Genomic DNA, 11,632 nt, shown 5'->3' on the forward strand with positions numbered 1-11,632 from the left:
TCCGGCGCCGCTCTCCGGCCGCTCTCCGCGCTCAGAACGGCAGCGCCGACTTGAGGGTCTTCGCGTACAGGCCGGGCGCCTTCGACCGCGAGCCGGAGAGCGCGTCCTCGAGCGCGACGGCCGCGCGCTCGTGGACGCCGACGCCGTGGCCCACGAGGACGCGTTCGGGGTCGAGCCCGGAGAGGGGGGCCGTCGGCGGCGTGAGCCGGAGCATCGGGTGGACGCCGAGCCGCTCGCGGTCGCCGCGGAAGTACGACCCCGTGCCGAGCGACTCGGGGACGATCAGCGTCTCCCCGTCGAAGAGCCCGACCTCCTGCCACGGCGGCAGCGAGGAGTCGCGGATCCGGATCGCCTCGAAGCCGGTGTCCGCGAGCCGCGAGCCGAACCGCTCGATTTCGACGTCCGGACCGAGCTCCTCTGCGACGCCCGTCATCCGCTCGGGGGCGTACACGGGAGCGTCGTGGCGCGCGGCGAGTTCGCCGCTGTCGCGCACGTGGCGGTCAAGCCCGACCACGACGCCGGCCACGTCGCCGAGCTCGTCGAGGAGCTCGTCGACCCCGGGCGCGTCGACCGGGTCGACCACCCACACGTCGTCCGCGCCCGTCTCGTCGTTGTGGACCGCGAACGCGTGGCTCGCGCGCTCCATCGTCTCGTCGGGGTACGCGATCCAGCCGACGCCGCCGTCGTAGCGATCGATCTCGTGGAGGTCTGGCTCGCCGCCTTTCATTCCCATACTACCCGTTCGGCCCGGACGCTTGTTAAGTCGTCTCCGGCGGAACGCCGATCCGGTGTTACCGGTGATCGCAGCGGGGGCGACTCAGGCCTCCGGCCATTTGATCGAACAGCCCCGGGAGGGCCGGTCCGGAATTTCGACGTCCTCGCCCGCGAGGACGGCGTCGACCGCGTCGCGAATGTAGAACTCCGTCGGCTCGTCGTCTGGGTTGAGCGCGTCGTCGAGCCGGCCGTGATACTGGAGTCGCCACGTCCCGGCCTCGCGGCCGAAGAGGAACGAGTCGGGGGTACACACTGCGTCTTGACATCTTCCCACGACTGAAGCCGTGGGATTCCTCCCGTGGGATATTGGCTATGCCGTCTCCCCGGAGGCAATTTTTCCGTCACTGTCGACGGTACTCCGGTCTGTGCGCGCTTCTTTGGGACTGTCGTGAGGGTGTGGTGTCCCCGACCACTCGTGGTCGTCCCACTCGAATCGCACGGGCCGTGCCATCGGCCTGACTTCTTGCTCCATCTGCCGCTCAAGAAATGTTTTCGACGCCGCGAGGTCCGCGTGTCCCTCGAACCCACACGCACACGTCAGCGTCTCCTGATGCCGCGTGGTTCGATCCGTCGATCCGCACTGCGGACACTCCTGACTTGTCCACGCTTCCGACCGAACCTCAACCGAGATCCCGTACTCTTCGGCGGTACAGGCCAGTCGGTCCACGAATTTCCTGAACGCCCAGAAATTGTGCGTCTTGGCGTTTGCCTCAACAGACCAGTGCGTCTCTAGCACGCCGGTCAAGTCACCGATATACAACGTGTCGACACCCTCGGCGTACAGCCGTTCGATCACGTCGCGACACAACGCTTCTTGGACGTGATCGCGGCGCCGAGTGCGCTTGCGATACAGCCGTCGGATGCGCTCGCTGCTGTGTCGGCCCGCTTCGAGTTTGGCCTGTAACCGGGCAATTTCTTGCGTCGTCTCCCGGAAGCGAGCGAACAGGTCGCGACCCTCGTACAGATACTGCTCGCCGGTCGTCGTGGTACAGGCAACGAGATTGTTCGCACCGATATCCAGAGCGGCCATTTCATCAGCCAGTGGAGTCACCCGCGTTTCGTCGGAAACAGTCACGGGCTGCGAAGCTCGGAAGGTGTTGTCGGTCTCGTCGTACCACAGGTCCAACCGACCCTGTTTCTCGTAGTCGGGCCAATTCGGCTCGCCGGCAATTTCGAGCCGGAGACGCCCAGTATGGTCGTATTTGTCTTTCAGCTCGCTCCCAATCAGTATTTCGAGTCGCGAGCGGTCGCCCCATTCGACGGTGTACGACGTGTTGCGAATGACGGTCTTGAGCTGACGACCGTCATCCTCGTTGCCACGGAATCCCGGTGGTTCGGGGTGGTCCGTGACGGAGGTGTTGGAAGCATCATGGTATTGTTCTTTGAGTCGGAAAAACCCGCGCCACGCCTCGCTGTTTTTGCGGATTACCTGCTGAGCGGTGGACGCGCCGAGAACGCCTTTGTACTTACCTTCGAGATGGCCTGTATCGGCGTCCCACACGCTGCCTTTGAACCTGTCTCCGTCGTTGTACCGCATGAGGCGCTGATAATTGACTTCGTTCCAGAGAGCGGCGGAAGCGTCCAACAGGTCCCGTAGCAGCCCCTCTCCGTCCTCGGAAAGCGGACGTACTGCGAACGTGTTGGTACGCTTCACGACGATGATTTATTATACTTTTAGTCTTAAAGTCTTTTTGTCATGCGCCCGAACGTAGATATTTCACACACGCTTGGTGGCCGAATCAAAGACTACGCTGAAGCGAACAATCTGGGACTCTCGGAGGCATACACCGAAGTGCTAGAGGCAGGATTGGATGAATTGGAAAATTGAGTATCCAGTAGTGTCTTAGTGTTTATATATTAACAGTTATTGGATTTACTCACAGCTGAACTCACAAGTCCTATTATTACTGATATTTAGGGCCACAAACCTCGGTAGCCTCGTTGCTGAAGAACATGTTACGAGCCAGCAAAATCCGACTCATGCGGTCGCACCCGTCCTTAATCTCCACATACCGGCAAAGACTAAAGGCAAATACGCCGGTAGCTGCCGGTATGTCGAGGCAGATGAACACCGTCGTCGCAGGTGACGAGTCGGGGATCCACGACGAGCCGCACATTCGGGACCGACGAATCACCGTGCGCCACGTCCACGCGCTGGTGGAAGAGCGCGGGCTCGACGCACAGACGGTTGCGGATCGGTTCGACCTCACTGCCGCGGAGGTCTACCACGCGCTGGCATACTATCACGATCACCCAGAAGAGATGCGGGATGTCGAGGAACGTCGTCAAGATCTCCACGACGCCGCAGCAAACGATCCGGACATCGTCACCGGTCCCGAGGATCTGTCGGACCCGTGACTTGGACACCTCGGTATGACTGTTCTAAAGTCATCCTTGCGTTCCCGTGACTGTACTCCAGTCAGTATTCGATGGTCGCGGAGTACCGATTCAGAACGGCCACGAGCCCGGCGCCGACGAGCGCGGCCAGCGCGAACCGCGGCGCGGCCGCGCGCCACGACTCGCCGCTTTCGGCCAGCCGCGCGGACACCTCCACCAGCGGCGCGCGCAGCGCGCCGACGACGAGGCTCACGAGGAACGCGAGCGTGGCGGCCCGCGCCCGCGACAGCGCGTAGCGGACGGCGTGCGCGATCGTGAAGAGCCCGCAGACCCCGCCGAGGAGGAACGTCGCAACCGGCGGCAGCGTCTCGACGAGCGCGTCCGTGCCGTTCCCGAGCGCGAGCGCGCCGGCGGCGTCGACGAACCGCGCGACGACGCCGGACATGTACTCGTACTGGCCGAGGACGACGAGCAGCAGCGAGCCCGAGATCCCGGGCAGCACCATCGCGCTGACGGCGAGCCCCCCGGCGACGAAGACGACCGGTAGCGGGCTGCCGAGCGCGGTCGCCGCGACGCCGGACGCGAGGAACGCGAGCGCGAAGCCGGCGACCGCGGCGGCCTTCCGGCGCGGCGTCGCGAAGTCGACGTCGCCGAGCAGCACCGCGGCGCTGGCCGCGATCAGCCCGAAGAAGAAGCCGTACGTCGCCACCGGCTGCGTCGCGAGCAGGCGGTTGACCGCGCTCAACACGGTCACGACCGCGGTACCGATTCCGGTGCCCAACACGAGGAGGAAGACGCCGTCGACCTCGCGGAACGCGGCCCGCGCGTCGGCGCGGCCCCCCGGTCTCACGCCGCCGAGCACGCGGCGCGCGCGGTCGGGGTCGACGGCGGTGACCGCCGCGATCAGCCGCTCGTAGATCCCGACGATCAGCGCGATGGTGCCGCCGGAGACGCCCGGCACGGCGTCGGCGCTGCCCATCGCCACGCCCTTCAGGTACAGCGTCGCCCACTCGCGGAGGTCAGCCATCTGGTCTGGAGGAACAGAGCCGCGGTAATGAAGGGTCGGGTAACGCGTGGCCGCGTCGGTCGCGGGCGCTAGGCCGTGGCCGCGTCGGCCGCGGTCGCGGTCGTCGCCGTCGTCGCGGCGGGGTCGACGCCGGTCAGCGAGCCCGCGTCGGTCGAGTTCGTCGAGTCGCCGCCGTCGCTGCTACCGCCGCCGACGGGACACGCGGGGTCGCCGCTCGGACAGTCGACGATCCGCTCTTCGAGTTCGACCGTCGCGGCCGAATCGTCGACGCCGACGACCTGGGCCTCGGTGACCTCGACCTGCCCGAACCGCTCGGTGGTGTACAGGTCGTCGCCGGTCGTCTGTGCGGTGGTGATGTTGTACGGCCCGGTGGCGCGGACGCTCGTGTTCGTGTACCCGTTCTCCGGCCCGAACTCGTCGTAGCCCGTCGTCGAGTACGGGAGCGTGAACTCGAAGTTCCCGTTCTCGTCGGCGGTCGCGTACTGCGTGTACTCGAACGTCTGCCCGTCCGGCTTCCGGAGTTCGACGGTCGCTTTGACCTCCTGGCCGGGCGCCGCGCCCGACCCGTCGACGGTCGCGCCCGGCACGCGTTCGAACGTCTTGACGAAGTCGTCGGTGAACGCCCCGAACAGCGACTCGCCGAACGTCGCCCGGAGGTCGACGCCGAACCGCTGGGCGAGGATCTGTGCCTGCTGCGCGTACGGCGACCGCCCCGGAGCCCGCGTGGCGTGAACTAACCGGTAGTGCTCGAGCGCGTCGAGCCGCTCGGACGGAACGCCCATCACGCCGCCGACCTGCGCCGATCCGTCCGCCTCCACGTACGACCGCGCCGCGGAGAGGTTATCGAACCGACGGACCACCTGCCCCTCGCTCGGGAGGACCTTGATCTGGACCCGCTCGCCAGACGTCGTCTGCGCGGTCTGCGACTCCCAGTCCAGCACGACCGGCCGCGGCTCGACCGCGCTCCCGTAGTGTTGGTAGAGCCGGATCATCTGGCTCTCGTGGTAGCGCTGGGTCCGCGTCTGGAGTGCGGGGCGAAGGCCGCCCTGCTGGCCGTTCTGTCCCTGAACGCGCTGGTAGAGCAGCTCGTTGAAGTCGCGCACCGTCTCGTTGCCGCTGTAGAAGGTGACCGGCGCGTTGAACTTGGAGTTCGGCGAGGCCATCTGCCAGTCGACCATCACGTAGCGGGTCCGGTTGCCCTCGGTGCTCTGGCTCGCGAGCACCTCGGCCGCTTCCGCCTCGCTCGGTGCGAGGAGGTAGTCCGCCGCCGCGCCCGCGTTCTGCTGGAACGGGTTCGCGTTCGGGATGCGCTCGGCGCGCGTGGTGATCCAGTGGCCGTAGTCCCACCATGACATGACGCCATAGGCGCCCTCCGGATACTCGAAGTCGCCGTCGGCCGGTCGCTCGTAGGTGCCGTACGGCTCCATCGGGTTGTCCGCGCCCTCGAGCTCGCCCGGTTCCGGGGTGTTGTCGTTCATCCACTGGAGGCTCTCGTCCCACTGGACGACGCTGCCCGGCTGGCTGGAGTTGCCCGCCTGCCAGACCGGGGTCGCGACGCCGACGAGCGGGACGAGGAGGACGGCGAGCACCGCGACCACCGTCAGCACCTGCCAGCCCTCGACGTCGCGGACCGCGTCGAGCGAGGTGAGATCCAGGGCGTCGAGCGCGACCTGGAGGAAGTACGCCGTTCCGACCGCGACGACGACGGCGAGGTAGTAGTTGAAGCGGACCTGCGTGAACGCCGCGCTACCGATGAACGCCGCCCACACGACGAAGTACAGCTCTTGGCTGTCGTACTCGACGAGCAGCGTCGCGCCGACGAGGAAGGCGGCGGCGATGAGCAGGCCGATCACCTGCCAGTCGACGCCGACGACGCCGCCGATAGCGTTGTACGCTTGCGGGACCGCGTAGACGGAGCCGACGACCGCGAGCGCGGCCGGAACGTAGAGGGTGTGGTTGGTGTCGTCGGAGCGGTAGAGGGGACGTGCGAGGATGTAGAGGACCGCGGCGAGCGCGAGGAAGAAGGCGAACCCGTACTGCGAGAGGACGAAGTTGGAGAACGAGGCGCCCTGGAGCGGGGGTTGCGCCTCGCCGATGGTGCGGGCGCCGGCGCTCGCGGAGAAGGCGACGGTGTTGAGCAGGCTGTTGACGATCGTCGACCACAGCGACGGGAGCGCGAGCCAGACGACGCCCACCGACGCGAAGATGAGCCCGCCGACGGCCGCCGGGTAGGTGTCCGTGCCGAGGTCTCGCGCCTCCCACTGCCGGGCGAGCCACGCGAGGAAGACGGCGCCGAGCGCGACGCCGAGCGGCGCGACGATCTGAAGGAAGGAGTACTCGCTCACGGCGAACCGGAAGGTGTCGAGCGGGATCACCTGCATCAGGCCTGCGACGCTCATCGTGATCGCGCCGGCGAACGCGACCGGCTCGGGACTCCTCCCGTGGTAGGTGTCGCTCGTGAGCGTGATCGCGAGGAAGATGCCGGTAAAGCCGACCATCAGGGCACCGGGCTGCCACGTCCACATGTAAAGTCCGAGTGCGACGCCCGCTGCGGCGGCGTACGCGACGGGGCGGCGGAGCGCGTCCCAGTCGCGGTCGACGACGAGCTCCCACACCGGCTTCTCGCGTTCCGCCACGCCGAGCGCGACGAGGAACGCGAGGACGGCGGTACTCTGGAAGAACACCTCGGCCGCGCTGTGATCGGGGAAGCCGACGAGCGAGTAGCGGAGGAAGGTCCCCGAGAACAGCGCGAGGGTCGCCGCACCGGCGAGCGCGGGAAGTCGGTCTGTGAACCGCCGCGCGATGAAGTACGTCGGAATCGCGACGAGCGCGCCGGTGATCGGCGCCATCACGAGCAGGACTTCTTCCGTACTCCCCATGATCGGGCGGGCGATCCAGACCCCGACCGCCATGATGTGGTCCCAGAGGGTGCCGAACTGGCCGGCGTTCGTTCCGAACGGGAAGCCGGTCCAGACGTCGTAGGGCATTCGGTTCGGATAGTTCCTCAGGATGTACGTCGTCTCACGGAGGTGATACCACGGGTCATTGCCGCGGAAGTACACCTCGCCGTTCACGATGAAGTTCCCGTACGAACGCAGCCGCGTCCACAGCATGAACGCGAACACCCCCAGGAGGACGGGAACGTGGTACCACCGCGCGAGGAGATCGGACGGGGACGAGTCCGATTCGTCCGGCGGATCGTTCGAATCGCTCATTACCGCAAGGGACTGTCAAAACGCGCATAAGGCTTGTGATAAACAGCTCATGTACAGACGGAAGGCCTAAGCGGGTTACCTGACAACCCTGGCGTATGAAAATCTCGGTGGTCCTCTGTACGTATTCAATGGACCGCTATCCGGAGTTTCAGGAGGCCGCTGAAAGTATTCTCAAACAAACGTATGAGGACACTGAACTTGTAATCGTTGTTGATGGGACTGAAGAGGTGTACGAGCGGGTACAGACGGATTACGGCACAAACCCGAACACGACGATACACTGTAACGACCAGAACAGAGGCCTCTCGTATAGTCGGAACACAGGCGCCGAACTAGCAGCCGGTGAGGTTGTCGCATTTCTGGACGATGATGCGGTAGCGGCATCCGATTGGGCTGAACGGATCATTGACGCTTACAAACGGTATGACGCACTCGCCGTCGGCGGCCGAATGGTACCGGATTGGCTGTCGACAAAACCGGAGTATCTCCCCGAAGAGTATTATTTTCTCATCGGTGTTACGTACAAGGGATTTCGGGAAACGGAGGGGTACGTCCGGAACACGTTCAGTTCAAACCTCTCCTTCGACAGAGAGGTATTCTTAGATCTCGGCGGATTCAGAACGGAGATGGGAAAGCGAGGAGAGAACGATCTCCAAGGCGGTGAAACGGAACTGTGTGCGCGCCTAGAGCGCGAGACCGGGGAACGAGTCGTGTATGTACCAGACGCCACCATCGAACACAAGATCTACGAGTATCGGACCGACCGACAGTGGCTATTGGAACGGGCGTTCTGGCAGGGTTATTCGAAACGCCGGATGGCAGAGATCGACTCGGATGCGACAAGTACGGAACGACAGTTTTTGCGACAGCTCCTCACCGATTTCATTCCTGGCCGCTTTGCTGAACTCGTTATCTCGCCTTCCGTGACAAAATTGGAGAAGTTCGTGATGCTGCTCGTGTTTACACTTAGTGTCGGGGTAGGGTACCTCTACGCCCTGGTTCCTGACACAAGTTGATTTAGAACGTTTGCTACCGCTGCCAGCGACGGAGAGCCTTTCGGACGTCCTCAAACCCCGGTCCGAGGTTAAATAGCATCTGAGAGAGGGGCGCAAGTTCGCCGTCGAAAGCCAACTCCGGTTCGTTACGGTGGAGAGAAACTGTTTCCTGCCCGCCCTGAACAATTCGCTGAAGCTCTGTCGAAGCGTTATTTAGGAGAACCCTCTGTGGCTCCGGCAGTTCGTCACGATAGCGGTCGAGCATCGTCTTCACTTCGGCATTGACGGGAGACATGTCGTCCGTCTTTTGCGCTTCGTGTCGGCGAAATCCAGCAAGGACATCGCGAACATGGCGGATGTCATAGTTCCGAGAGAGTCGTATCCAGAACTCGTAGTCCATACAGTAGTTGAGCCCGACGTCGAGCTGCTCTGACTTCACGACTTCACGCCGAAAGAACGTGGCCGGCTGTCCGATAACGATACGATACGCGAGCTTTTCTCTGTCAAATTCGGGGCGGACATCTATTTCGGTTACTCGAGACCGACTATCAACGTAGGCCAAATCGCCGTAGATCACGTCTGCTCCAGTCCGGTCGAACCAGCGTTTCACCCGTGACAGCGTCGTCGTATCGAAGTAGACATCGTCCGAGTTCAGCCACCCGACGATACTCCCGCTTGCGCGGTCGAACCCTTCGTTGATCGCGGCTGACTGGCCATCATCTGATTCAGACCGCCACCAGACACTGTGGTCTGCGGTGGATTCATACTCTCTGAGTAAATCTACCGTTCCGTCATCTGACCCGGCGTCCAGAACGAGATGCTCGACATCGGCGTATCGCTGAGACGAGATCGAGGTGAGATTGTCCGATAAGTAGTCGATCTGCTGGAACGAGGGGGTGACTACTGAAATGTGCGGATCGGTTGTCACAGGCTCAGATCGCTGTTATCACCGACGTTGAGGTTCCGCGGTTCCCCCTGTACCGTCGCAGCATCGCCGATTATACTCTGTTGAAGATTCACGTCGGTTAGTGATGCGTCTCGACCGACGATAGAGTCCTGTACAACGCTATCCTCAATCGTGACGCCGTCGTCGAGACTCACATTGGGTCCGACCACGCTCCGAGTGAGCGTAACGTTATCACCGATATCGACTGGTGGAACCACTACGGCATCCGTGAGCGATTCCGGGCCATTGGTCTCGATTGTCGAGAGGAGCACCTTATTCGCCTCTAAGAGCGTTTCCGGGCGACCGCAGTCGTACCAGTCTTCCACATCGAACGTGCCGAGCGTCGATCCCGTCTCGACCATTCGCTGGAGTGCATCGGTGAGTTGGTATTCATTACCGGCCCCCCGTAGGTCGTTTTGAATCAAATACGTGAGCGCATCGAACAGCGCATCGCTGTCATCAATCACGTACACGCCGCTGATAGCACGGTCCGAAGGTGGGTCAGCGGGCTTTTCAACGAGTTCGCGAACGGTTCCGTCTTCTTTGACGTCTACAACACCGTAGTGGCTCGGTTCCTCGACGGTTTTGACCCCGATACTCGCGTCGACACCCTCTAAGCTCCGGTGTGCCGTCAAGAACGATTTGTGACCACGTTCGAACAGCATGTCACCGAGAGTGATGAGAATCGGTTCCCCGTCAACAAGCGGAGCAGCCTGGTGAATCGCATGGCCCAGCCCTTGCGGGTCCTCCTGCTCTGGGAACGAAAAGGTGAATTCGTCTCCAAACTCGCTGGTGGCGTATTCGCGGATCTGCGTCTGCATGGGCCCACCGACTACCAGCACCGCCTCATCAATACCCGCTTCAGACAGGCTTGTAAGAATATGTCCGAGAATCGGCTTCCCCGCGATGCGGACCATTGCTTTAGGCTTCGTATGAGTCTGTGGGTACAGCCTGGTTCCTCTACCTGCGAGTGGAATGACTGCCTTCATAAATCGAACAGGAATCTCAGGTGATTTAGTTCTGGCCTTTGTCTCCGGAAGTCACAATAATCAAGTCTCAGCCTGTAAACGGTACACCATGAACAGCCAAACTCATGTTCTTGTTACTGGCGGTGCCGGGTTTGTTGGGAGCCACATCGTTGACCGTTTAATTGACGAAGGCTATCAGGTAACTGTCTTAGATAATCTGGTAGATCAGGTCCACGAATCAAAGCCAGATTACCTGAATGATAGTGTAAACTACGTTTGGGAAGATATACGCGATCGTGAAATAGTATCAGATCTATTGGAGCAAGTTGATGTCGTCTCACACCAGGCTAGCGCTGTTGGTGTGGGGCAGTCTATGTATCAAGTCGAAAAATATGTTGATATAAACACGAGAGGAACCGCAGTAATGTTGGATGTAATTGCCAATGAGGATATTCAAATCGATAAATTTGTGGTTGCGTCCTCTATGTCGATATATGGAGAAGGCGCATACAAGTGTGCTGAATGCGGATCCGAGCGATACCCGAACTTCCGTTCTGACGATCAAATGTCTGAGAGTGGATGGGAGCACATGTGCTCCAAGTGTGGTTCCGAACTGGAACCGATCCCCACATCAGAGTCAAAACCACTCGACAGTACAAGTGTGTATGCGATAACAAAGAAAGATCAGGAGCAACTTGTCCGATCTGTTTGTCGAGCATACGGTATTGAATCGGTCGCACTACGATATTTCAACATCTACGGAAGTAGACAGTCCCTGAGCAATCCATACACAGGCGTGTGCGCCATTTTCTCAAGTCGTATTAAGAATGGAAACAGTCCTTTGGTCTTTGAGGATGGTGACCAACTCCGTGATTTCATCCACGTAAGTGATGTTGCTCGGGCAAACGTCGCAGCGATTGAAAGTGACGCTGATGATACTGCGTTGAATATTGGCACGGGGAATTCAGTTTCTATCAAGAAAGTTGCTAACACCCTTATCGATCTTTACGATGTAGAGGGCCTTTCGCCAGAAATCACTAACGATTACCGACAGGGTGATATTCGTCATTGTTTCGCTGATATAGATGCTGCAACAGAGGCGTTAGACTGGGAGCCTAAAATGGGATTCAAAGAGGGGATGCGCGAACTTGTAGAGTGGGGTCTCGAGCAGGATCCGGATGATCAGTTTGACCGAGCACAGCGAGAACTGGAAAAAAAAGGGTTAATAAAGGACAGCTAGTCCGAGATTACTAGATGATAGGTCCCTAGCATATTGAAATATAAATCTTTGAGTACAGTTGAACATATATTGTTACGCTCTTGTGTAGCACATTGTTGATTTCAGAGAGTAGCTTTGACGGCGTGTTTGA

9 protein-coding genes and 1 pseudogene are annotated in these 11,632 nt (G+C 61.1%); 3 read left to right on the forward strand and 7 right to left on the reverse strand.

Translation table 11 applies throughout. The features are described 5' to 3' along the window. Positions 1-31 precede the first annotated feature (31 nt). The 3 genes and pseudogenes from EXE45_RS06930 to EXE45_RS06940 form a co-directional block, all read right to left on the reverse strand. Positions 32-727, reverse strand: a complete 696-nt coding sequence (locus tag EXE45_RS06930; RefSeq protein WP_092923218.1) for a hypothetical protein — start codon at positions 725-727, stop codon at positions 32-34. A gap of 90 nt (positions 728-817) precedes the next feature. Further along, a pseudogene (locus EXE45_RS06935) lies at positions 818-1,048 on the reverse strand (thioredoxin family protein); the annotation flags it as partial. 36 nt (positions 1,049-1,084) lie between these two features. Then, positions 1,085-2,428: an RNA-guided endonuclease TnpB family protein gene (locus tag EXE45_RS06940; RefSeq protein ID WP_137693901.1), complete on the reverse strand. Its 1,344-nt coding sequence runs from the start codon at positions 2,426-2,428 to the stop codon at positions 1,085-1,087. Between the two features lie 410 nt (positions 2,429-2,838). Here EXE45_RS06940 and EXE45_RS06945 point away from each other — a divergent pair, with 410 nt between their 5' ends. Continuing rightward, positions 2,839-3,132, forward strand: a complete 294-nt coding sequence (locus EXE45_RS06945) for a DUF433 domain-containing protein (RefSeq protein WP_241988345.1) — start codon at positions 2,839-2,841, stop codon at positions 3,130-3,132. Between the two features lie 61 nt (positions 3,133-3,193). On the opposite strand, the gene EXE45_RS06950 is transcribed toward EXE45_RS06945, so the two are convergent. Both EXE45_RS06950 and EXE45_RS06955 read right to left on the reverse strand, forming a co-directional pair. Beyond that, complete coding sequence (locus EXE45_RS06950) at positions 3,194-4,138, reverse strand: DUF368 domain-containing protein (protein WP_137693903.1); 945 nt, start codon at positions 4,136-4,138, stop codon at positions 3,194-3,196. Between the two features lie 68 nt (positions 4,139-4,206). Further along, positions 4,207-7,353 (reverse strand): oligosaccharyl transferase, archaeosortase A system-associated, encoded by a 3,147-nt coding sequence (locus EXE45_RS06955; RefSeq protein ID WP_137693904.1) that lies wholly within the window; start codon positions 7,351-7,353, stop codon positions 4,207-4,209. A 95-nt stretch (positions 7,354-7,448) separates the two neighbouring features. Between EXE45_RS06955 and aglG the strand changes: the two genes are divergently transcribed. Further along, positions 7,449-8,369, forward strand: coding sequence for a glucosyl-dolichyl phosphate glucuronosyltransferase (gene aglG, locus EXE45_RS06960; RefSeq protein ID WP_137693905.1), 921 nt, complete (start codon positions 7,449-7,451; stop codon positions 8,367-8,369). A gap of 13 nt (positions 8,370-8,382) precedes the next feature. Here aglG and EXE45_RS06965 read toward each other — a convergent pair whose 3' ends face one another. Then, positions 8,383-9,276 carry a glycosyltransferase family 2 protein gene (locus EXE45_RS06965; protein ID WP_137693906.1) on the reverse strand — a complete coding sequence of 298 codons (894 nt, stop codon included), beginning with the start codon at positions 9,274-9,276 and terminating at the stop codon, positions 8,383-8,385. After that, positions 9,273-10,283 (reverse strand): sugar phosphate nucleotidyltransferase, encoded by a 1,011-nt coding sequence (locus tag EXE45_RS06970; RefSeq protein ID WP_137693907.1) that lies wholly within the window; start codon positions 10,281-10,283, stop codon positions 9,273-9,275. Before EXE45_RS06970 ends, EXE45_RS06965 begins: the two co-directional genes overlap by 4 nt. 88 nt (positions 10,284-10,371) lie before the next feature. On the opposite strand from EXE45_RS06970, the gene EXE45_RS06975 reads away from it, so the two are divergent. After that, positions 10,372-11,502, forward strand: a complete 1,131-nt coding sequence (locus tag EXE45_RS06975; RefSeq protein ID WP_137693908.1) for an NAD-dependent epimerase/dehydratase family protein — start codon at positions 10,372-10,374, stop codon at positions 11,500-11,502. Positions 11,503-11,632: the final 130 nt, after the last annotated feature.

It is taken from the genome of Halorubrum sp. SP9 (genome assembly GCF_005435015.1).
In the GTDB taxonomy this organism is placed as follows: domain Archaea; phylum Halobacteriota; class Halobacteria; order Halobacteriales; family Haloferacaceae; genus Halorubrum; species Halorubrum sodomense.

Bases quoted from the DNA above. Each gene is read 5' to 3' on its own strand.
- EXE45_RS06930 (WP_092923218.1), bottom strand. From the start codon at position 727: ATGAAAGGCGGCGAGCCAGACCTCCACGAGATCGATCGCTACGACGGC.
- EXE45_RS06945 (WP_241988345.1), top strand. From the start codon at position 2,839: ATGAACACCGTCGTCGCAGGTGACGAGTCGGGGATCCACGACGAGCCG.
- EXE45_RS06950 (WP_137693903.1), bottom strand. From the start codon at position 4,138: ATGGCTGACCTCCGCGAGTGGGCGACGCTGTACCTGAAGGGCGTGGCG.
- EXE45_RS06955 (WP_137693904.1), bottom strand. From the start codon at position 7,353: ATGAGCGATTCGAACGATCCGCCGGACGAATCGGACTCGTCCCCGTCC.
- aglG (WP_137693905.1), top strand. From the start codon at position 7,449: ATGAAAATCTCGGTGGTCCTCTGTACGTATTCAATGGACCGCTATCCG.
- EXE45_RS06970 (WP_137693907.1), bottom strand. From the start codon at position 10,283: ATGAAGGCAGTCATTCCACTCGCAGGTAGAGGAACCAGGCTGTACCCA.
- EXE45_RS06975 (WP_137693908.1), top strand. From the start codon at position 10,372: ATGAACAGCCAAACTCATGTTCTTGTTACTGGCGGTGCCGGGTTTGTT.